General features: G+C 72.2%; 19 protein-coding genes. 9 read left to right on the forward strand and 10 right to left on the reverse strand.

The annotated features are described in order from the left end of the window. Nucleotides 1-99 precede the first annotated feature (99 nt). The 7 genes from IE109_RS00005 to IE109_RS00035 form a co-directional block, all read right to left on the reverse strand. Complete coding sequence (locus IE109_RS00005; protein WP_229890387.1) at nt 100-1,371, reverse strand: acyltransferase family protein; 1,272 nt, start codon at nt 1,369-1,371, stop codon at nt 100-102. After that, nucleotides 1,368-2,486, reverse strand: coding sequence for an alpha/beta hydrolase (locus IE109_RS00010; protein ID WP_189548296.1), 1,119 nt, complete (start codon nt 2,484-2,486; stop codon nt 1,368-1,370). Before IE109_RS00010 ends, IE109_RS00005 begins: the two co-directional genes overlap by 4 nt. Nucleotides 2,487-2,650: 164 nt before the next feature. Continuing rightward, the gene (locus IE109_RS00015) at nt 2,651-3,328 is read right to left on the reverse strand and encodes a response regulator (protein ID WP_189548297.1); all 678 of its coding nucleotides are present in this window, start codon (nt 3,326-3,328) and stop codon (nt 2,651-2,653) included. Beyond that, nucleotides 3,325-4,611, reverse strand: coding sequence for a sensor histidine kinase (locus IE109_RS00020; protein ID WP_189548298.1), 1,287 nt, complete (start codon nt 4,609-4,611; stop codon nt 3,325-3,327). The genes IE109_RS00015 and IE109_RS00020 overlap by 4 nt, the downstream gene beginning before the upstream one ends. A 263-nt stretch (nt 4,612-4,874) precedes the next feature. Continuing rightward, nucleotides 4,875-5,744 carry a DUF4429 domain-containing protein gene (locus tag IE109_RS00025; protein ID WP_189548299.1) on the reverse strand — a complete coding sequence of 290 codons (870 nt, stop codon included), beginning with the start codon at nt 5,742-5,744 and terminating at the stop codon, nt 4,875-4,877. 86 nt (nt 5,745-5,830) lie between these two features. Then, the gene (locus IE109_RS00030; protein ID WP_189548300.1) at nt 5,831-7,042 is read right to left on the reverse strand and encodes an alpha/beta hydrolase; all 1,212 of its coding nucleotides are present in this window, start codon (nt 7,040-7,042) and stop codon (nt 5,831-5,833) included. 494 nt (nt 7,043-7,536) lie between these two features. Then, nucleotides 7,537-8,211, reverse strand: coding sequence for a TetR/AcrR family transcriptional regulator (locus IE109_RS00035; RefSeq protein WP_189548301.1), 675 nt, complete (start codon nt 8,209-8,211; stop codon nt 7,537-7,539). A gap of 115 nt (nt 8,212-8,326) precedes the next feature. Between IE109_RS00035 and IE109_RS00040 the strand changes: the two genes are divergently transcribed. The 3 genes from IE109_RS00040 to IE109_RS00050 all read left to right on the forward strand — a co-directional run bounded on the left by IE109_RS00040 (nt 8,327) and on the right by IE109_RS00050 (nt 10,889). After that, nucleotides 8,327-9,937, forward strand: a complete 1,611-nt coding sequence (locus IE109_RS00040; protein WP_189548302.1) for an MFS transporter — start codon at nt 8,327-8,329, stop codon at nt 9,935-9,937. A gap of 231 nt (nt 9,938-10,168) precedes the next feature. Beyond that, on the forward strand, nt 10,169-10,561 hold the full coding sequence (locus IE109_RS00045) for a peptidase inhibitor family I36 protein (RefSeq protein WP_189548303.1): 393 nt from the start codon (nt 10,169-10,171) through the stop codon (nt 10,559-10,561). 19 nt (nt 10,562-10,580) lie between these two features. After that, the gene (locus IE109_RS00050) at nt 10,581-10,889 is read left to right on the forward strand and encodes a small hydrophobic protein (RefSeq protein WP_189548304.1); all 309 of its coding nucleotides are present in this window, start codon (nt 10,581-10,583) and stop codon (nt 10,887-10,889) included. 165 nt (nt 10,890-11,054) lie between these two features. Here IE109_RS00050 and IE109_RS00055 read toward each other — a convergent pair whose 3' ends face one another. Beyond that, entirely contained in the window at nt 11,055-11,879 is an 825-nt protein-coding gene (locus IE109_RS00055; protein ID WP_189548305.1) for a potassium channel family protein, read from the reverse strand. 52 nt (nt 11,880-11,931) lie between these two features. Continuing rightward, nucleotides 11,932-14,664, reverse strand: coding sequence for a pyruvate dehydrogenase (acetyl-transferring), homodimeric type (gene aceE, locus IE109_RS00060; RefSeq protein ID WP_189548306.1), 2,733 nt, complete (start codon nt 14,662-14,664; stop codon nt 11,932-11,934). 451 nt (nt 14,665-15,115) lie between these two features. Here aceE and IE109_RS00065 point away from each other — a divergent pair, with 451 nt between their 5' ends. The 6 genes from IE109_RS00065 (at nt 15,116) to IE109_RS00090 (ending at nt 19,797) form a co-directional block, all read left to right on the forward strand. Continuing rightward, a complete protein-coding gene (locus IE109_RS00065; protein ID WP_189548307.1) occupies nt 15,116-15,547 on the forward strand; it encodes a DUF3052 domain-containing protein in 432 nt (143 codons plus the stop codon). A gap of 112 nt (nt 15,548-15,659) precedes the next feature. Beyond that, nucleotides 15,660-16,145, forward strand: coding sequence for a peroxiredoxin (locus IE109_RS00070; RefSeq protein ID WP_189548308.1), 486 nt, complete (start codon nt 15,660-15,662; stop codon nt 16,143-16,145). Nucleotides 16,146-16,259: 114 nt separating this feature from the next. Next, the gene (locus tag IE109_RS00075) at nt 16,260-16,835 is read left to right on the forward strand and encodes a TerD family protein (protein ID WP_189548309.1); all 576 of its coding nucleotides are present in this window, start codon (nt 16,260-16,262) and stop codon (nt 16,833-16,835) included. A gap of 298 nt (nt 16,836-17,133) precedes the next feature. Then, nucleotides 17,134-17,709 (forward strand): TerD family protein, encoded by a 576-nt coding sequence (locus IE109_RS00080; protein ID WP_189548310.1) that lies wholly within the window; start codon nt 17,134-17,136, stop codon nt 17,707-17,709. Between the two features lie 83 nt (nt 17,710-17,792). Further along, nucleotides 17,793-18,917 carry a DUF475 domain-containing protein gene (locus tag IE109_RS00085; RefSeq protein WP_189548311.1) on the forward strand — a complete coding sequence of 375 codons (1,125 nt, stop codon included), beginning with the start codon at nt 17,793-17,795 and terminating at the stop codon, nt 18,915-18,917. Nucleotides 18,918-19,056: 139 nt separating this feature from the next. Then, the gene (locus IE109_RS00090; protein WP_189548312.1) at nt 19,057-19,797 is read left to right on the forward strand and encodes a TerD family protein; all 741 of its coding nucleotides are present in this window, start codon (nt 19,057-19,059) and stop codon (nt 19,795-19,797) included. 64 nt (nt 19,798-19,861) lie between these two features. On the opposite strand, the gene IE109_RS00095 is transcribed toward IE109_RS00090, so the two are convergent. Beyond that, a complete protein-coding gene (locus IE109_RS00095) occupies nt 19,862-20,764 on the reverse strand; it encodes a TerD family protein (protein ID WP_189548313.1) in 903 nt (300 codons plus the stop codon). Nucleotide 20,765: the final 1 nt, after the last annotated feature.

Genomic DNA, 20,765 nt, shown 5'->3' on the forward strand with positions numbered 1-20,765 from the left:
AGTCATGCCGGGCCCGGAGGCCAGCGGCCCTCTTGCAGGACCGCGAAGAAGATAACGGGGGCCGGGGGGCGGAGGAGTACCGGGCGGACCGTGCGGGCCCTACCCCAGGGCGTACCACGCGAAGCCCGCCGCCAGCAGTCCCGCGGCCGAGCGGTGGACGGCGGTCGCCTGCGTCCACGGGGTCTCGAAGCCCCGCGCGTACCGCCCGATCAGCACCAGCAGCACCGCGAACAACGGCATCCACGCCAGCCGCGCCAGGATCCACCCCGCGGTGTCGGGCGCGGTCGTCAGCCCGGCGACCGGCCCGAGGAACGACGCGGGCACCGCGGCGGCCAGCATCGCCGTCTGGTGCCAGCACAGGATCGTCATCGCCGACAGGTTGATCACCACCACCGGCGCCCACAGCGCCGGTCGGCGCAGCAGCCGGCCCAGCCGGTCGCGCAGCAGGATCGCGGCGCCGCTCTGCGCCGCGGCGAGCGCGAGGACCAGCAGCGACGGCGGATGGGAGTTGGTGCGGGCCTCCCCGGGGACGCCGACCATCGAGGCGGGGTAGTGGAAGGCCAGCAGAAGCGCGGCGAACAGGGCCGCGCCGCCGAGCAGCAGCGCCCACGCCTCCCGCCGGCCGATCCGCCCCCGGCCCCAGGCGACGCCCAGTTGGTAGGCGAAGAGCCAGCCGGGCAGGATGTTCAGCACGCTCAGCCAGGACGGCACGGCGTCCGCGTACGGGCCGTAGCGCAGGAGGTCCACGACGGCGACCGTCGCCAGGAGCGGGGCCGCCGCCCAGACGCCGAGCCGGCGGGCGGCGCGGACGCAGTACGGGGTCAGGGCGGTGACGACCAGGTACACGCCGACGAACCACAGCGGCTGGACGACCAGGGTCGCCCCGGTGCGCAGGGTGTCGTCCGGGACGCCGAGGACGTACAGGACGGGGACCAGGACGGCCCAGACGGCGGTGACGCCGAGGACGGGACGGCCCAGCCGGGTGATCCGCCCCCTGAGCCACGCGGCGGTGGAGCCCGTGCGCCGGTCGTACGACAGGACGGCCGCGTACCCGCCCACCAGGAAGAAGATCCCGAGCATCTGTAGCACCCAGCTGACCGGCGCGAAGAACCCGAACGCGGTGAGCGGGCTGGCGTTGTGGATCGCCCCGTCGGCGTCGAGCGTGAAACCGCCGAGGAGCCAGTGGCCGGTGGGGACGGCGAGCAGCGCGAGGGCGCGCAGCCCGTCGACGGCGCGGTCACGGTGGGCGGGCGTCCGGGCCTCGATCCTCCGCGCGAGGGCGCGGGCGGGGGCGAGGGCCCGGGTGCGGGCCGGTACGCGCGCGGGGCTCTGGACACGGAAGAGGCCGCGGGCGGCGGCGGGGGCCTTCATCGGACGTTTCCCCGGGCGATGGCGGCGAAGGTACGCAGGGACTCGGTGCCCGGCGCGAAGTAGCCGGTGTGGCCGGGGGCGTCGGCGGCCGGTACCGGGCGGGCGCCGAACTCGGCGGAGGCCGGGTCGGTGCCGTGCCCGAGCCCGAGGAGCTGGACGTTCGGCACCCTGGAGATCCAGTCGGCCGGGTCCTTGGCGGCCCACACCCGGGCGCCGGTCCCCAGGTCGGCGACGGTGTCGGCGCGCATGCCGGGGGAGCCGAGGACCACGAGGTCGCGGGCCCGCAGGCGCGGCGCGGCCAGTCCGCAGACGACGGAGCCGTAGCTGTGGCAGAACACGGCGGGCGCCGGGGCGCCCTGGGCGGCGAGCCCGTCGGCGAGGCGGGCCAGCCGTACGGCGCCGGCCTCGGCGAGCCCGCCGGTGGCGGCGTCGAGGCCCACCCCGACGGGCGTGGTGTACCCCGCCCACGCGATGACGGCGGTGCCGAGTGCCGCGGCGCGCAGCTGCCTCGCCATCCCGGCGGGCGTGCCGTACGGGTCGGTGCGGCGGTCGTACGTCCCCGCGTCGATGTCCGACCCGGGTACGACGACGGCGACGCGGTCGCCGCGCGTCAGGTCGCCGTACACCTCGGCGACCTGGCCCCGGCCGCGCGGGTCGAACGCGAGGACCTGGCGCCCGGCGAGGTGCGCGAAGCGGGCGTCGCGCCGCAGGGCGGTCGCGTTCGCCTCGTAGCGCAGCTCGACCGGGGCGCCGTCGAGGTTGCCGACGACGGATGGGTGCCGGCGTGCGAGGTTCTGCCGCTGGGCGCTCGTCAGGGTGCGGAAGAACGCGGCGATCTCGGTGGGCGTCGCGCTCGCGGGGTCGGGCAGGGCGCGCCCCAGCGAGGTGTCGGCCCGCCACTCCTGGCTGCCCGGCGGCGGCCCCGTCACGGGCCGCTGGCCGCTCCCCGCGGCCCAGCCGGCGGTCGCCGTGACGACCGCGGTCGTGAGGGCGAGCGCGGTCAGGGTCCGCTTCCAGCGGGTCTGCCGGCGGCTGCTCCGGTTGCTCGGGCCGGTGCTGCCCGTGTCGCCCGCGTGGCCCCTGCCGTCGGCGTGGCCCCTCGTCCAGCGGCGCATGGCGCCCCCCTCTGCTTCCCTCGTCCTGTGCGGCGAGAGGAAGGTAGGAGGGCGGCCTGCTGCGTGACGTCACCCCGCGGGGCCAAGTCCGGGGTGCTACCCGGGTAGGGGGTGTACGAGCCCGGCCGGGCGGCCCGCGTCCTGAACCGGGGTCGTCACCGCCGCTACGCGTCGCCCGGGGTCACCACGCCCGACTCGTACGCGAAGATCACCGCCTGCGCCCGGTCGCGGAGGTCCAGCTTCGCCAGCACCCGGCCGATGTGGGTCTTCACCGTCTGCTCGGCCAGCACCAGACGGCCCGCGATCTCCTGGTTCGACAGGCCCCGGGCGATCAGCTCCAGCACCTCCGTCTCACGGGGCGTCAGCCCCTTCAGGCGCAGCGTCCGGTCCCTGCGCGGGGCTGGGCGGGAGGCCGCGAAGTCGGCGATCAGGCGGCGCGTCACGGACGGGGCCAGCAGCGCCTCGCCCGCCGCCACCACCCGTACCGCGCCGATCAGGTCCGCCGGCGGGGCGTCCTTGAGCAGGAACCCGGAGGCTCCGGCGCGCAGCGCCTCGTACACGTAGTCGTCCACGTCGAAGGTGGTGAGCATCAGCACCTTCGGCAGGTGCACGACCCCCGGTGGCGGCGACAGGATCTCCCGCGCCGCCGCGAGACCGTCCATCTCCGGCATCCGGACGTCCATCAGGACCACGTCCGGGTGGGTGGAGCGGGCCACCGCGACCCCCTCCCGGCCGTCCGGCGCCTCGCCGACCACGTCGATGTCCGGCTGCGCCGACAGCAGCGCGGCGAACCCCGCGCGCACCATGGCCTGGTCGTCGACGATGATCACGCGGATGGTCACGCGGGTTCCTCCGGGGCGGGGGCGAGGGGGAGACGGGCCGCGACCCGGAAGCCGCCGTCTGGCAGCGGCCCGGTGTCGAGGGTGCCGCCGGTCAACCGTACGCGCTCCCGCATACCGATCAGGCCGTGCCCCGTGCCGGACGTCTCCAGGGGTGAACGCGCCCTCTCTGGCGCCCCGTTGACGACCAGCACCGTCAGCCGGCCGTCGTCCGCCGACACCGACACCCGCGTCCGCGCGCCCGGCGCGTGCCGCACCACGTTCGCCAGCGCCTCCTGCACGATCCGGTACGCGGACAGGTCCACCGCCTGCGGCACGGGACCGAGCTCGGCGGGCATCGACAACTCCGCCGGCACGCCCGCCCGCACCGTCGCCTCCACCAGCTGCTGAACCCGCTCCAGCCCCGGCTGCGGGGCGCGTTCGCCCTCCGCGCCCTCGCTGCGCAGCACCGCCAGGAGCCGCCGCATCTCGGAGAGGGACTCCCGCGCGGACGCCGCGATGGTGGAGAACTCCTCACGCGCCGCCTCGGGCAGCCCCTCGATCCGGTACGGCGCGGAGTCCGCCTGCACCGTGATCACCGACATGTGGTGGGCCACCACGTCGTGCAACTCCCGCGCGATCCGCGCCCTTTCCTCCAGCAGCGTCCGCCGGGAGCGCTCGGCCTCGCTGATCGTCTCCTGCTCCACCAGCCGCCGCTGCGCGTCCCCGCGTTCCCGGAGCGACGCGGTGAGCAGCAGCACGGCTCCGCTGAGGATGAACAGCAGCAGGTGGATGCCGTCGCTGCGGCTCTGCGAGATCAGCTCGAAGAGGAACCCGGCGGCGCCGGTGGCCAGCCACACGCCGAGCAGCGTCCGGCGCGGTTCGCGCAGCCCCACGGCCACCATCAGCGCCAGGTAGCCGATCACGATCATCGGCGTCCACGGCCACGGCCGGCCGGCCCCGCCGTCGGCGCCGAGCAGGAACAGCGCGCCCAGCACGTCGGCGGCGATGACGATCCACCACGCCCGCAACGGCCGGGCCACGGCCAGCAGCAGCGGCACGGTCTGGGCGGTCGCCAGGGCGCCGGCGACCGCGCCGTTCACCCGGTAGTCGTCGACGAGCACGGTGACCGTGACCGGCAGCAGCGAGGCGACGAACCCGAAGGCGACGCCGTACGGCAGCCGCCGCAGCCACGGCGAGGCCGCCCGCGCGAGCAACGGCTCCCCGCCCTCGGTCGGAGTGGCGACGGCAAGCCCGACGGCGCGGGCGGAGGCGCTCAGCCGGGCGAGCGGGGCAGGGGTACGCATGACCGCCCAGCCTAGGCACCGGCCGCCGCGCCGACGTCATACCGGGGTGCTGGTTCCGTTCTCGTACCGCGGTACGACACACGCCCGGCGGCCGACCGCCCGGACCTGGCACGCCCCGGGGCCTCCGGCCGCGCCCACGGGCATACGGCGGGGGCGGGGCCTCCGGCCGCGCCGCGCGGGGCACGCGCGCGTGTACGGGCCCCTGGTCGCGTCCGCCCGCTCCCGGGCCCGCCGCTCCTCGCTTCAGCCCCGTCCGTCGCGGGTCACAGCTCCGCGAGCAGTTGGGCCTTCTTCGCCGCGAACTCCTCGTCCGTCACCAGCCCCGCCTGGTACAGCTCTCCCAGGTGACGTATCCGCTCCGCGATGACCGCCGGGTCCCGTCCGGCCGTCACCGCGGCGGACACCGGTACCGGCGCCAGGGCGCCCGCGTCCCGTACCGCCGCGAGGACCGCCGCGGCGAAGGGCAGCGACTCGTGCACCGGTCCGTAGCCCAGCCCGAAGACGACCGCCGCCGGGTCCTGGTCCGCCTGCGCCGGCTGGACGTCGCCCGCGTGGCCGCGCCGCACCAGCCGCAGGTAGCCGTCGAACAGGTCGGGCGAGCGCCACTCGACGCCGCTCAGCTCGCGTACCGGGAAGGTCTGGTCGCCCGCCTTCCACTTGGCGGACGAGGCGCCGGTCCAGAACCAGCGGAAGGCGACCTGTCCGCCGTCGAAGGTCGCCTTGCCGTCGTACGCCTTGAACTGCAGCGGCGCCTCGGGGGCCGCGACCAGGAACCGCTCGGCGGGCTCCGCGGCCCCGGGCACCAGCCGGGCCCGCAGCTCGTCCGCGTAGTACTCGGCGAGGGTCTCGCTCTCGGCCGGGAGCACCAGCCGGTACGGGTCGCAGGCGTCCTTGAGCTGCCCCGCGGCGGCCTCCATCAACGGATCGGCGCCCGCTCGCGGCGTCGCGTGCAGCACCACCGTGCCGCGTCTGCCCGGGGAGAGGGTCACCGACGCCAGCGCTTCGTGCGGGACGCGACGCTCGCGCAGCGCCTGGTAGAGCTTCGGTGCGCGGATCCCCCGTTCGAAGCGGATGAGCACGGCGTCCGGTTCGAACTCCCAGGTGGCATGAATTCCGGCCAGCACATCACCCATGCGCCTCATCGTATGCGGCGCACGCCCGCGCGTCGCCCCCGGAGACTTACGACCTTCAAGCGGGGCCGGACGGGGCTCTACGCGCGTCAGAGCGCGCTCGTGCCGGAGATTCCGCTGTTGCAGGTCCCCTGGGCGCCCGCGCAGCGCACGGAACGGTATGAGCCGACACCTATCTCGGCGAAGTTGCGGAGGCTCTCGGTGCCCGGCTCGAAGTAACCGGCGTGCCCGACGGCGCCCGCCGCCGACAAGAGCCGCGCCCCGAACTCGGGGGCCACCGGATCGGCGCCGTGGCCCAGCCCGCCGACGTCCAGGTACGGCACCTCGGCGATCCAGTCGTCGGCGTCGCGCATGGCCCACACGCGCGCGCCGGTGCCGAGCCCGGCCGCGGTCCCGGCCCGCATCCCGGGGCTCCCCGCCACCGCGACGTCGGTCACCCGGGCGGGCAGCCGGCGAGCGGCGACGCCGCAGACCACGGAGCCGTAGCTGTGGCAGAACAGCGCCACGCGCGAGTCGCCGGGCAGCGCGGTGGTGAGGGAGACGAGCCGGGCCGCGCCGCTCTCGGCGAGCCTGCCGATGGCCGCGTCCATCCCGACGCCGGCCGGCGCCGTGTAGTCGGCCCAGGCGATGACGGCGGTAGGGGTGCCGGGCGCGGCGGCGCGTTCGGCGGCGTACAGGGACTCGGCCATCCCGACGGGGGCCGCGTACTTGCGGGCCGTCCTCTGGAACGTCAGCAGGCTGGTGTCGACCCCCGGCACGACCACCGACACGTGCCGCGCCCGGTCGAGGTCGCCGAAGACCTCGGCGACGCGGCCCTTGCCGGACGGGTCGAAGGCGAGGATCCGCCGGTCCTCGCGCATCAGGGCGGCGAACCGGTGCGTGCGGCGGACGGCCTCGCGGTGGCCGTCGGGCGACAGCCGCTGATCCGCCACGCGCGCTCGTTCGGCGTCCAGCGCGGCACGCAGCGCGAGCCGGTTGGCGCGGTAGCGGAGGGTGACGGGGGCGCCGTCGAGGTTGCCGACGACGAGGGGGTGGTCGGCGGCCAGCCGGTCGCGCTGACGCGGGGTCAGTGAGCCGAAGAAGGCGGCCAGCTCGGCGGGCGGTGACGCGGGGTCGGGCAGCTCGCGCGAACCCGTCCGGTCGTCCCGCCACGCCGCGAGCGCGGCCTCGCGCGCCTGTTCAGGGCCGTGGTGGTGGCGTATCGCGGTCCAGCCGGTGGTCATGAGGAGGACGAAGACCACGGCGAGGGCCAGCATGCCTCGCCACACCTGGAGCGTGGGGAAGGAGTCGAAGGAAGTCACTGCGGGACACCCTAGGAGACCCGTGGGGAGCGCCGCGACGAGGGTGACGCACATCACGCGTGAAACGGCCGCTTCGGGGAAGGCCGGTTACTCGCCGTACGCACCCCGGCGGTTGCTCCTGGTGCACGGGGTGGCGGTCGCGAACGCGAACGGCGGTGGCCGACCGGAATCCCGGACCAGGAACGCGGGGGTGCCGGCCGTGTGGCGCCGAGGGGGCCGGCAGGGGTGCGCGCCGGCTCGGAGGCCGGTAGCGGAGCGCGCCGGGCGGCCGGCCGGGCGGTCGCGGACGTGAACGGCAGTGGAGGGCGCGGGGCGTGGGGGCGCGTCGGCCGCCTTTTCCGTAGGTACGCGCACGCGTGCCCGAGGCGTACAGGTGCGCGTACGCGCCTGGCCGCGCGCCGCGCGCGTGCGGGTGCTGAGGGCTGGACCGGGGCGGTGACGCGACGGCGGTGCGGGCGGCGGTGCGGCGTGCGCCGTGCGGCGCGGTGTACGGGTCAGGCGCGGGCGCCGCCGTGCCAGTCGGCGGCGAGCGCGGGCTCCAGGTGATCGAGGTAGGACTCCGTGAGCGTGCGCATCGACCGCAGGGACGGGTCGTCGCCCCGGCCCCACAGCTGGCCGGTCATCCGCATGACACCGCTGAACGCGGCGACGGCCACACGGGGGCGCGGGTCGGCGTCCACGTCCAGATCCTCGCGGTCGGCGATCAGCCGGGCGATGTTCTCCTCCATCTCGATGGAGCGCCGCAGGTGTACGGCCAGGAGGGCGGGCGTCGACTCGATCACCTGGAAGGTGCGCAGGTACAGCTCGATGGGGACGAGCTCCATGATGGCCTCGCCGATGGTGTCCCACGCGGAGAGGACGGCGTTGCGCATCGCCTCCAACGGCGCCTCGTGGGCGGGCCGCTCCCGCAGGGCGGTGACGAAGTGCCGTTCGACCATGTGCTGGACGGCGAAGGCGACCTCTTCCTTGCTGGCGAAGTAGCGGAAGAAGGTGCGCTGCGACACGTCGACGGCGTCGACGATCTCGTCGACCGTCGTCTCCTCGTACCCCCGGGTCGTGAAGAGTTCCAGCGCCGCGCGCAGCAGGGCGTCACGGGTGCGCCGCTTCTTGAGTTCGCGCAGTCCGGCGGGCGCCGGCGTCCGGGGGGAGGTCGGCTGCTCGGCCGTCACGTCATGGTCCTCTTTCTGCCATTTCCGGCTGCTCAGGCTACCTGTGAGGGACGCGACAGTTACCGGCGTATGAAATGCTTTGTCAATTGTCAGTGACTGACACTAGCCTCGCGGTATGACTAGTCAGACCACCATCGATAAGTCGCCGCAGGGCCAGGACCCCGTGCCGGCCCCGGCCAAAGGGCTGCGCGGCCACCCTTGGCTGACGCTGTTCGCCGTCGCGGTCGGCGTGATGATGGTCGCGCTCGACGGCACCATCGTCGCGATCGCCAACCCCGCGATCCAGCGGGACCTCGGCGCGTCGCTGGCCGACGTCCAGTGGATCACCAACGGCTACCTGCTGGCCCTGGCCGTCGCGCTGATCACGGCCGGCAAGCTCGGTGACCGGTTCGGCCACCGCCAGACCTTCCTCATCGGCATCGCGGGCTTCGCCGCCGCGTCCGCGGCGATCGGCCTGTCGGACTCGATCACGTTCGTGATCGCCTTCCGTGTCCTCCAGGGCCTCTTCGGCGCGCTCCTGATGCCGGCCGCCCTGGGGCTGCTGCGCGCGACCTTCCCGGCCGAGAAGCTGAACATGGCCATCGGCATCTGGGGCATGGTCATCGGCGCCTCCACGGCGGGCGGCCCGATCCTCGGCGGCGTGCTCGTCGAGCACGTCAGCTGGCAGTCGGTGTTCTTCATCAACGTGCCGGTCGGTGTCCTGGCGCTCGCGATGGGCCTGGTGATCCTGAAGGACCACCGCGCGGAGAACGCCCCGCGCTCGTTCGACCTGCTCGGCATCGTGCTGCTGTCCGCCGCGATGGGCTCCCTGATCTGGGGCATCATCAAGGCAGGCGAGAGCTGGGGCTGGGGCAGCGCCAACACCTGGGCCTTCCTCGGCGGCGCCGTCGTCCTCTTCGCGGTGTTCGCGGTCTGGGAGACGAAGGTCAAGGAGCCGCTCATCCCGCTGGGCATGTTCCGCTCCGTACCGCTCACCGCCGGCACCGTCCTCATGGTGCTGATGGCCTTCGCCTTCATGGGCGGGCTGTTCTTCGTCACCTTCTACTTGCAGGGCGTCAAGGGGCTCAGCCCGGTCGACAGCGGCCTGCACCTGCTGCCCCTGACGGCCATGATGATCGTCTCCTCGCCGCTGGCGGGCGCGCTCATCACCAGGTTCGGACCGCGCGTCCCGCTGGTGGGCGGCATGGTGTGCACGGCGGTCGCCATGTTCGGCATGATCAGCCTGACGGAGGGCACCGGCGCGCTGGCGATGTCCCTGTGGTTCGCCCTCCTGGGACTGGGCCTCGCCCCCGTGATGGTGGGGGCCACCGAGGTCATCGTCGGCAACGCCCCGCTGGAGCTCTCCGGGGTGGCCGGTGGACTCCAGCAGGCCGCCATGCAGGTCGGCGGCGCGCTCGGGACGGCCGTGCTGGGCGCGGTCATGTCCTCCAAGGTGAGCGCCGAGTTCGCGGACAACTGGAAGGACGCCGGGATTCCGGTGCCGGTCGACCGCAGGCTGGAGCAGGCCGCGGAGTTCGGCACCGTCCCGGCCGAGCTGGCGAAGGCGCCCGGCATGACGCCGGACCTGGCCGCGAAGATCGGCGGCGTCATCCATGACACCTTCCTGTCCGGGATGGGCCTGGCCTTCACGGTCGCGGGCGTCGTGGCGGTCGTCGCGGCGCTGGTGGCCACGCTCACCAAGCGCGGCGAGAACGCGGACGCCGGCGTGGGCGGCGCCCACATCTGACGGAGGTTCGGACGGAAGGGCGGGGCCCCGCGGCTACGGCCGCGGGGCCCCGTCCGTTGTGCCGCGTCACCCTTCCGGGTGGACCGGCCCCGGAACTCTTCCCCAGAGAGTCACTCAGCGTCACGATGGTCCTGTGATCGTCACGCGCGGTTCCGGCGACATCCGGGCGACGCTCCGACGGCACGCACCGCACGCACGGCACACGGCACACCACTCTCCACGGGGGTTCACATGCGTTCCACGACCGTCCTCACCGCCGCCGTCACCACCCTCCTCGCCACCGGCGCGCTCGCCGCCGGAGTCCTCGGGGGCGCCGCCCCGGTGGCAGCGGCGCCGCCCCGGCTCGGGCCCTGCGAGACCGGACAGTTGTGCCTGTGGGCCAAGGAGGGATTCAGGGGCGCGAGGCACACCCACGAGCTGACCGACGTCGACATCGAGGCGTGCGTCCCGCTGCCCGCCGGGACGACGGCCGCTGCCCTCGCCAACCGCACCGGACGGCCCGTCACCACCTACCAGTCCGCCGAGTGCGCCGAGACCGGCGAGTTCGAGACCTATCCGGGCGGCGGCACATGGGTTCCCCAATCGCCGTACCAGGTGCGGGCCTTCAAGGTGTGGGAGACCTGAGGCGGGGCACTCGGGGGCCATGGGCAGTTTCGGGTACACCTCGCGCTCGCGCAGGAGCCCCCGCTCACGCGGCCGCATGTGGTCGCGGACCGGGCCGGATCGCGCGACGCTCGGAATCGTCGGACTGGTCTGCGCGGTCGCCGGATTCTTCGTACTGGGCATCGTCCTCGGCCCGGTGGCGATCGTCTGCGGCTGGCTCGGCATGGGCCGGCGCTGGGCGAGCGATCGCATCCCGGCGCTGGTCGCGTTCGTCCTCGGGGCGATCGACACCGTCCTGGCCCTCGTCCGGCTGGCCGGTGTCGGCACCCTGAGCGACGGCACGCTCTAGCCGTACCCGGAGGACAGGCCCGCGCGCCTACCGGGGGCAAGGGCTCACCCCGGCCCCCGGCGCGCCGGGAGCCCACGGTGCCCCACGCCCCTGTCCCGCGCGCGCCGCGCACCCGCCGTCCCCCGGGTGCCACCCGCTCCGCCCCCGGCCCGTGCGCGGCGGTTCCTAGCCGGTCCGCTCCGCGGAGGTCCCGGCCGGCGCGGCGGCTACGGCCTGCGCGGACGGCGCGACCGGCACGGCCGGCACGGCGGACGCCGTGGGCTGGGCGGGGACGGCCGGGACGCCGCCCGACAGCCGGGCGACCTCGGTGCGGAGTTCTCCGACCTCCTTGATCAGTACCTCCAGGAGGGCGCTCTGGCGGCGCTCCTGCTCGTCGTCCCGCTCGAAGCGGGAGATGAACCAGGCCGCGATGTTCGCCGTCACCACACCCAGCAGCGCGATGCCGGACAGCATCAGGCCCACGGCGAGGAGCCGCCCCAGCCCGGTGGTCGGCGCGTGATCGCCGTACCCGACGGTCGTCATCGTCGTGAACGACCACCAGACCGCGTCACCCAGCGTCTTGATGTTCCCGCCCGGAGCGTCCCGCTCCACGTGCAGCACCGCGAGCGAGCCGAACATCAGCAGGCCCGCCACCGACCCGGCGACATAGGTGGTGAGCGTGATCTGCGGAGCCATCCGGGCCCGCCGGCCCACCAGGAGCAGGGTCGACACCAGCCGCAGCAGCCGCAGCGGCTGGACCAGCGGCAGCAGCACCGCCAGCAGGTCCAGCGGATGGCTCCGCACGAAGTGCCACCGTGACGGTGCCAGCGCCAGCCGGACCCCATAGTCCAGAGCGAACGCGCCCCAGACCACCCACTCCACGGTCGTGCACAGCGCGTGCACCCACGCCTCGGCGCCGGGCGCCACTATCGGCACCGCGTACGCGACGCCGAAGACCAGGGCGAGAGCCAGGAGCGGCGTCTGGGTGCGAGCTTCCCAGCGTTCGTTCATGCCGGGAATGGTAGGCCGGAGCGGGGGGCCGGAGCCCCCCGCGTGAGGGACGTTACGCGTCGCCGCCCGCGGCGCCCGGGTGGGCCGCCGACACGTCCAGCAGCTGGTAGCGGTCCACGGCCTGCTTCAGCACCGAACGGTCCACCTTGCCCTCCCGGGCCAGCTCCGTCAGCACCGCCAGGACGATCGACTGGGCGTCGATGTGGAAGTACCGCCGGGCCGCGCCCCGGGTGTCCGCGAAACCGAAGCCGTCCGCGCCCAGGGAGGTGTAGGTGCCCGGCACCCAGCGCGCGATCTGGTCGGGAACCGAGCGCATCCAGTCGGAGACGGCCACGAACGGCCCCTCCGCGCCGGACAGCTTCCGCGTCACGTACGGAACGCGCTGTTCCTCCTCCGGGTGGAGCAGGTTGTGCTCGTCCACCGCCACGGCGTCGCGGCGCAGCTCGTTCCAGGAGGTGGCCGACCAGACGTCGGCGCGGACGTTCCACTCGGCGGCGAGGATCCGCTGGGCCTCCAGCGCCCACGGCACGGCCACACCGGACGCCATGATCTGCGCGGGGACGGCCCCCTCGCTGCCGGCGCTGAACCGGTACAGGCCCTTGAGGATGCCGTCCACGTCGACGTCCGCCGGCTCGGCCGGGTGCTGGATCGGCTCGTTGTAGACGGTGAGGTAGTAGAAGACGTCCTCCGCGTTCTCGCCGTACATCCGGCGCAGACCGTCCCGGACGATGTGCGCGATCTCGAAGCCGAAGGCCGGGTCGTACGCGACACAGGCCGGGTTCGTCGAGGCGAGCAGCTGCGAGTGGCCGTCCGCGTGCTGCAGACCCTCACCCGTCAGCGTCGTGCGTCCGGCGGTCGCGCCCAGGACGAAACCGCGCGACAGCTGGTCGGCCATCTGCCAGAACTGGTCGCCGGTCCGCTGGAAGCCGAACATCGAGTAGAACACGTACACCGGGATCAGCGGCTCGCCGTGCGTGGCGTAGGCCGACCCGGCCGCGATCAGGGACGCCGTGCAGCCCGCCTCCGAGATGCCGTCGTGCAGCATCTGCCCGGTCGGGGACTCCTTGTACGCCAGCAGCAGCTCGCGGTCCACGGCCTCGTACTGCTGACCCAGCGGGTTGTAGATCTTGGCGCTCGGGAAGAACGAGTCCATACCGAAGGTGCGGTACTCGTCCGGAGCGATCAGCACGAACCGCTTGCCGATCTCCTTGTCCCGCATGAGGTCCTTCAGCAGCCGGACGAACGCCATCGTCGTGGCGATCGACTGCTGCCCCGACCCCTTCTTCACCGCCGCGTACGTCTTCTCGTCCGGCAGCGCCAGGGGCTTCGCCCGCACGACACGGGTCGGGACGTACCCGCCCAGCGCCTTGCGGCGGTCGTGCATGTACTGGATCTCCTCCGAGTCCCGGCCCGGGTGGTAGTACGGCGGGACGCCGCTCTCCAGCTGCTGGTCGGTGATCGGGATGTGCAGCCGGTCGCGGAAGCGCTTCAGGTCGTCGACCGTCAGCTTCTTCATCTGGTGCGTCGCGTTGCGGCCCTCGAAGTTCGGTCCGAGCGTCCAGCCCTTGACCGTCTGCGCGAGGATCACGGTCGGCTGGCCCTTGTGCTCCACGGCCGCCTTGTACGCCGCGAAGATCTTCTTGTGGTCGTGACCGCCGCGCCCCAGGTGCAGGATCTGGTCGTCGGTCATCCCCTCGACCATGGCGCGCAGCCGGTGGTCGTCACCGAAGAAGTGCTCACGAATGTATGCGCCGGTCTCCGTCGCGTACGTCTGGAACTGTCCGTCCGGCGTGGTGTTCAGCTTGTTGACCAGGATCCCGTCGCGGTCCTGGGCCAGCAGCGGGTCCCAGGAGCGGTCCCACACCAGCTTGATCACGTTCCAGCCGGCGCCGCGGAACTGCGACTCCAGCTCCTGGACGATCTTGCCGTTGCCGCGCACCGGGCCGTCGAGCCGCTGGAGGTTGCAGTTGACGACGAACGTCAGGTTGTCGAGGCCCTCGCGGGCCGCGATGGACAGCTGGCCCAGCGACTCCGGCTCGTCCATCTCGCCGTCGCCCAGGAACGCCCAGACGTGCGACTTGGAGGTGTCCGCGATGCCGCGTGCCTCCATGTAGCGGTTCATGCGCGCCTGGTAGATCGCTCCGATGGGCCCGAGGCCCATGGACACGGTCGGGAACTCCCAGAAGTCCGGCATCAGCCGCGGGTGCGGGTACGACGACAGTCCGTTCGGGAACTTCGACTTCTCCTGGCGGAAGGCGTCGAGCTGCGCCTCGGTCAGCCGGTCCAGCAGGAACGCGCGCGCGTAGACGCCGGGCGACGCGTGCCCCTGGAAGAAGATCTGGTCACCGCCGTCGCCCTCGTCCTTGCCGCGGAAGAAGTGGTTGAAGCCCACGTCGTACAGGGAGGCCGAGGAGGCGAAGGTGGCGATGTGGCCGCCGACGCCGATACCGGGGCGCTGCGCGCGCGACACCATGACGGCGGCGTTCCATCGCGTGGCGTTGAGGACCTTCCGCTCGATCTCCTCGTTGCCGGGGAAGAACGGCTCGTCCTTGGTGGCGATGGTGTTCACGTAGTCCGTGCTGCGCATCTCGGGCACGGCCACGCGCTTCTCGCGGGCCCGCTCGATCAGGCGGAGCATCAGGTAACGGGCCCGCTCACGGCCGCGCTCGTCCACGGCGGCGTCGAGGGAGTCGAGCCATTCCTGGGTCTCTTCGGGATCGAAATCCGGGACCTGGCTGGGAAGGCCGCCAATGATGATCGGGTTGCGATCGGATCCGGAAGCCACGCTGTTCCTTCTGGTCGGTGAAGCCTACGGGGAGGGGAGTGTCAGCTATACGGTCGCGCCGCCACCATCGTGTACCCCATGGGCTTAAACGTCATCTTTACCGAGGGGTAACCCCCACGGGTCGCCGTATCCGGGCCGCGGTCACCGGAAGGCGCTGGTCAAATCGCAACCTTACGCCCAAGGCGGCCATGTGTTTCGTTCGGTCGTTCGGCCCCTACGGGCGCACGGAAGGAGTAGAAGCGAATAAAGTGGGTCAAGAGCCGTGGCGTGGATCGCGGACGAGGGCGGGGAGGTGCCTGGAGTTGCGGCGAGACGGCCCCAAAAGTCACCGTTTCGACGGTCTCGATCGCCGGGTACTTGCGCGATCCGCCCCGCACGTGTGGACTACGCCCAATGCCACGCGTACGCGCGCGGCCGAAGCACTTTCCAAAAAACGATCAGGAGGCAAGCCGTGAGCGCGACCGCGGACCACGCGGAGGAGCGGACCAACCCGGCGGCAAAGCTGGGGTTCGAGCCCGGACAGGTGGTCCAGGAGATCGGCTACGACGACGACGTCGAGCAGGAGCTCCGTGAAGGCATCGAGGCCATCATCGGCCAGGACCTCGTCGACGAGGACTACGACGACGTCGCCGACGTCGTACTGCTGTGGTTCCGGGACGACGACGGCGACCTCACGGACGCGCTGGTCGACGCCATCGGTCTGATCGACGAGGGTGGGCAGATCTGGCTCATGACGCCCAAGACCGGCCGGGACGGTTACATCGAGCCCAGCGACATCAACGAGGCCGCCCAGACGGCCGGCCTCTCCCAGACCCGGAGCATCAACGCCGGCAAGGACTGGACCGGCAGCCGCCTGGTGACGCCGAAGACCGCCAAGCGCTGAGTCGTCCCTCCCACCCGTCCCCCAGCCACAGGGCCCCCGCCGACCTCGGTCGGCGGGGGCCCTGTGCGTAGGGTGGGACCCCACGAGACCCAGCGAAGGGATGCTTTCTGTCATGGCGATCGAGGCGATCGAGGCGACCGCGCCTGTGGCGGTCGGCACCAAGGCCCCGGACTTCCAGCTCAAGGACAACCACGGCCGTACCGTGTCGCTCGCGGACTTCCGCGGCCGGAAGAACGTCGTGCTCCTCTTCTACCCCTTCGCCTTCACCGGGGTCTGCACCGGTGAGCTGTGCGCGCTCCGCGACGAGCTGCCGACCTTCGTCAACGACGACACCCAGCTCCTCGCCGTCTCCAACGACTCGATCCACACGCTCCGGGTATACGCCGAGCAGGAGCGGCTGGAGTACCCGCTGCTGTCGGACTTCTGGCCGCACGGCGAGGTCTCGCGGGCGTACGGCGTCTTCGACGAGGAGAAGGGCTGCGCGGTCCGCGGCACCTTCATCATCGACAAGGAGGGCGTCGTCCGCTGGACCGTCGTCAACGGTCTGCCGGACGCCCGGGACCTCAACGAGTACGCCGCGGCGCTCGACACCCTCTGATTCTTCGGCCCAAGAGCCTGCTCACGACGGGAACCGGTCACTAGGATCCAGTCGTTGATCCGATACCAACGCACCACGGGGGCGCGCTGCCCCTGAAAACCAATGGAGGGACTCGTGGGAGTCAGCCTCAGCAAGGGCGGCAACGTCTCGCTGACCAAGGAGGCCCCGGGCCTGACGGCAGTCACCGTCGGTCTGGGCTGGGACGTCCGCACCACCACCGGCACGGACTTCGACCTCGACGCCAGCGCCATTCTGGTCAACGCCGAGGGCAAGGTCCGCAACGACCAGGACTTCGTGTTCTTCAACAACCTGAAGAGCGCGGACGGCTCGGTCGAGCACACCGGTGACAACCTCACCGGTGAGGGCGAGGGCGACGACGAGCAGGTCCAGGTCGACCTGGCCAACGTGCCGGCCGACGTCGCCAAGATCGTCTTCCCGGTGTCGATCTACGACGCCGAGACCCGCCAGCAGTCCTTCGGCCAGGTCCGCAACGCGTTCATCCGCGTCGTGAACCAGGCCGGCGGCGCCGAGATCGCCCGCTACGACCTGAGCGAGGACGCCTCGACGGAGACCGCCATGGTCTTCGGCGAGCTGTACCGCAACGGGGCGGAGTGGAAGTTCCGCGCCGTGGGCCAGGGCTACGCCTCGGGCCTGCGCGGCATCGCGCAGGACTTCGGCGTCAACGTCTGACCCGCACCCCCCGGCGACGGACGGCGCCTCCCGGGCCGTCCGGGGCCCGCCCCGGGAGGCCGCCCACCGGGTGGTCGCCGTCCCGGCCCGCCGGGGGACGGGCCGGCCCGGGTCGCCGACCGTCACGCTCCGGGGCACGGGCCACCGCCGTGCCGTCCCGTCCGGCGCCGCACGCTTCCGTGCGGCGCCGGACGTGCCTTACCGCCCGCTCCGCACGCGGTGACCGCGCCCGGGGCCGGGAGGCCGGGGACTTCCCCGGAACGACGCAGCAGCAGATCTCAGGGGAGGAACCACCGTCATGGGCGTCACGCTCGCCAAGGGAGGCAACGTCTCCCTCTCCAAGGCCGCACCCGACCTCACCCAGGTGCTGGTAGGGCTCGGCTGGGACGCGCGCTCCACCACCGGAGCGCCCTTCGACCTCGACGCCAGCGCACTGCTCTGTCGCGACGGCAGGGTGCTCGGCGACGAGTGGTTCGTGTTCTACAACAACCTCACCAGCCCCGACGGCTCCGTCGAGCACACCGGGGACAACCTCACCGGTGAGGGCGACGGCGACGACGAGTCGCTGATCGTCGACCTCCCCAGGGTGCCGGCCGACGTCGACAAGATAATTTTCCCGGTGTCCATCCATGAGGCCGACAACCGGGGCCAGACCTTCGGCCAGGTCAGCAATGCCTTCATCCGGGTGGTCAACCAGGCCGACGGCCAGGAGCTCGCGCGCTACGACCTCAGCGAGGACGCCTCCACCGAGACCGCGATGATCTTCGGCGAGCTGTACCGGTACGGCGGGGAATGGAAGTTCCGCGCCGTAGGACAGGGGTACGCATCGGGGTTGAGGGGCATCGCTCTAGACTTCGGGGTCAATGTTTCCTAAAGCTCGTCTCCGGGTTCGTTCAAAGCCCGGCGCGCACGGCGCGGGGGAGACCCGTACCCGTACTTAACACGATTGGGTAGCCAGTGGTTCTGAAAACCTTCGGCTGGTCGTTCGCCATCACGGCGCTCGGCCTCGCTTTCGCCGCCTGGCAGTGGGGCTGGGAGGCCTTCGGGATCGTACTGATCCTGTCGATCCTCGAGATCTCACTGTCGTTCGACAACGCGGTCGTCAACGCCGGGATCCTCAAGAAGATGAACGCCTTCTGGCAGAAGATCTTCCTGACGATCGGCATTCTGATCGCGGTCTTCGGTATGCGGCTGGTGTTCCCCGTCGTGATCGTCGCCATCAGCGCCAAGGTCGGCCCCATCGAGGCCGTCCAGCTCGCCATGGACAACCCCGGGCGGTACGAGGACCTCGTCACCGACGCGCACGCGGCGATCGCGGCGTTCGGCGGCATGTTCCTGCTCATGATCTTCCTGGACTTCATGTTCGAGGAGCGCGAGCACAAGTGGCTCAAGTGGCTGGAGCGCCCGGCGGCCAAGCTCGGCAAGGTCGACATGCTCTCGGTCTGCGTCGCCCTGATCGTCCTGCTCCTCACCGCCATCACCTTCGCGACCCAGGCGCACACCAGCGCGGGACACGCCGACAAGTCGGCCACGGTGCTGCTGTCCGGTGTGGCGGGCCTGATCACGTACCTGGTCGTCGGCGGCCTCTCCAGCTACTTCGAGAACAAGCTGGAGGAAGAAGAGGAGCGCGAGCACGAGGAGGAGGAGAAGGCCAAGAAGGAGGGCAAGCCGGTCTCCGCGGTCGGCCTCGCCGGCAAGGCGGCCTTCTTCCTCTTCCTGTACCTCGAGGTCCTGGACGCCTCCTTCTCCTTCGACGGGGTCATCGGCGCCTTCGCGATCACCAACCACATCTTCTGGATGGCACTGGGCCTCGGCATCGGCGCCATGTACGTCCGGTCCCTCACGGTCTACCTGGTCCGCCAGGGCACGCTGGACGACTACGTCTACCTGGAGCACGGCGCGCACTACGCGATCGGCGCGCTCGCGGTCATCCTGCTCATCACCATCCAGCACGAGATCAGCGAGCTCATCACAGGCACCATCGGTGTCTTCCTGATCGCCGCGTCCTTCCTGTCCTCCGTGCGCCGCAACAAGGCGCTGGCGGCCAGGGGCGAGGGCGAAGCGACGCACGTCCACGTGTGACATTCGCCGGGGCCCGCCGGAGTGTGGCGGCCCCGGCATTGAGGAACGCTTCCGTTGCGGGGCGGCCGGGTGCTCCCGGCCGCCCCGCCGCGTATCCGAGCGGATCCCGTGGGGGAACCGGACGACTGGGGGTGGGAGCATGGCCTTCTGGGACAACCTGTGGCGGAACAACGCGCCGCAGTTCGACTCGGGCAGCGCCTCGACGAACGCGATCGACCTGACCAAGCGCCGCCCGTCCGTCTCCCTCAGCAAACAGGGCGCGGCGAACGGCAACCTGCGCGTCAACCTCTCCTGGCGGATGCGCACCTCCGACATCGAGGGCCGCTCCCGCAACAGCGGCCGGCTGCTGCGGCACCCCCTCAAGTTCTTCAAGCCCGACGTGGTCCAGGCCCACACGCAGGGCGTGGTCAACGTGGACCTCGACATCGGCTGCCTGTACGAGCTGAAGGACGGCACCAAGGGCGTCGTCCAGCCGCTCGGCGGGTTCTTCGGCGACCTGAACTCACCGCCGTACGTGAAGCTCAGCGGCGACGACCGGTTCGGCGCCCCGTCCGGCGAGACGATCTTCGTCAACCTGGACCACCGGGACGAGATCGCCCGCCTGCTGTTCTTCGTCTACATCTACGACCAGACACCCGCGTTCGACCGTACGCACGCCACGATGACGCTCTACCCGAGCAACGGCCCGCGCATCGAGATCGAGCTCGACGAACGCGCCCCGCAGGCCCGTTCCTGCGCGGTGTTCATGCTGGAGAACGTGAAGGACGAGCTGGTGGTACGGCGCGAGGTCCGCTTCGTGTACGGCTTCCAGGCCGAGCTGGACCGCCTGTACGGCTGGGGCATGCAGTGGGGGCGGGGCTTCAAGGCCGGCAAGGTCTGAAGGCCGTCCGTCGTCCGCCGGCCGGTACGGATGGGCCGGCGCGTCCACCGTCGGCCGTCCGCCGTCAGGGGCGGACGAACTGCGGGCCCATCGGCGGCAGCCGGAAGTTCGGGTCCGGCGCGGGAGCGGCGGCCGCGGCGGGCTGCGGGTAGCCGTACGCCGGCTGCGCCGCCCCGGGCCGGGCCGGGCCGCCGCCGTGCGGGTAGCCGTACGCGGGCTGGGGGGAACCCCCCTGGGGGTAGCCGTACGCGGGCCCGGGGGGCGTCGCCGGAGCCGGGGGCACCGCAGGGCCGGGCGGCGCCGTGGGTGCCGGAGGCACGGGAACCACCGTGGTGGGCGCGCTCACCGACGCGTCCGCCGCCGGCCCGTCCGTCCGGCGGTCCTCTGCCATCCCGTCCGCCCCGTCCGCCCCGTCCGCCTCGTCCACCGAGATCCCGAACGCCGTGGCCAGACCGATCAGCCCCGTGGGATACCCCTGCCCCACCGCCCGGAACTTCCAGCCCTCGCCACGCCGGTACAGCTCGCCGCAGATGATCGCCGTCTCCTCGCCGGTTTCCGGCTTCACCTCGAAGACCGCGAGCGGCTCCGCGGCGCCGGAGCCGGCGTCGTACAGCAGGATCCGCAGGTCACGGACGCGGTCGAAGGTGTCCCCGTCCGACGACGCCGCCAGCACCACCTGGTCCACCGACGAGTCCAGCGCGGCCAGGTCCGCCTCGACCGTGTCGGTCAGCCCCTCCGTCACCCGCTTCTTCGACAGCCGCCGCACCAGCCCCGAGGGGTGCCGCGGCTGGTTGTAGAAGACGAAGTCCTCGTCCGAACGCACCCGCCCGTCGGTCCCGAGCAGCAGGGCGGAAGCGTCCACGTCCGGCACCCCGGGGCCCGGGGTCCAGCACAGTACGGCCCGTACGGCCGCGGCGTCGAGCGGGACGTTCGAGCCCTTCAGCATGGCGTGCGTCATGTCCGACATC

Source organism: Streptomyces lavendofoliae, assembly GCF_014649735.1.
Classification (GTDB): Bacteria; Actinomycetota; Actinomycetes; order Streptomycetales; family Streptomycetaceae; genus Streptomyces; species Streptomyces lavendofoliae.

Bases quoted from the DNA above. Each gene is read 5' to 3' on its own strand.
- IE109_RS00010 (WP_189548296.1), bottom strand. From the start codon at position 2,486: ATGCGCCGCTGGACGAGGGGCCACGCCGACGGCAGGGGCCACGCGGGC.
- IE109_RS00050 (WP_189548304.1), top strand. From the start codon at position 10,581: ATGGGCAGTTTCGGGTACACCTCGCGCTCGCGCAGGAGCCCCCGCTCA.
- IE109_RS00025 (WP_189548299.1), bottom strand. From the start codon at position 5,744: ATGGGTGATGTGCTGGCCGGAATTCATGCCACCTGGGAGTTCGAACCG.
- IE109_RS00095 (WP_189548313.1), bottom strand. From the start codon at position 20,764: ATGTCGGACATGACGCACGCCATGCTGAAGGGCTCGAACGTCCCGCTC.
- IE109_RS00080 (WP_189548310.1), top strand. From the start codon at position 17,134: ATGGGCGTCACGCTCGCCAAGGGAGGCAACGTCTCCCTCTCCAAGGCC.
- IE109_RS00090 (WP_189548312.1), top strand. From the start codon at position 19,057: ATGGCCTTCTGGGACAACCTGTGGCGGAACAACGCGCCGCAGTTCGAC.
- IE109_RS00020 (WP_189548298.1), bottom strand. From the start codon at position 4,611: ATGCGTACCCCTGCCCCGCTCGCCCGGCTGAGCGCCTCCGCCCGCGCC.
- IE109_RS00040 (WP_189548302.1), top strand. From the start codon at position 8,327: ATGACTAGTCAGACCACCATCGATAAGTCGCCGCAGGGCCAGGACCCC.
- IE109_RS00070 (WP_189548308.1), top strand. From the start codon at position 15,660: ATGGCGATCGAGGCGATCGAGGCGACCGCGCCTGTGGCGGTCGGCACC.
- IE109_RS00055 (WP_189548305.1), bottom strand. From the start codon at position 11,879: ATGAACGAACGCTGGGAAGCTCGCACCCAGACGCCGCTCCTGGCTCTC.
- IE109_RS00005 (WP_229890387.1), bottom strand. From the start codon at position 1,371: ATGAAGGCCCCCGCCGCCGCCCGCGGCCTCTTCCGTGTCCAGAGCCCC.
- IE109_RS00045 (WP_189548303.1), top strand. From the start codon at position 10,169: ATGCGTTCCACGACCGTCCTCACCGCCGCCGTCACCACCCTCCTCGCC.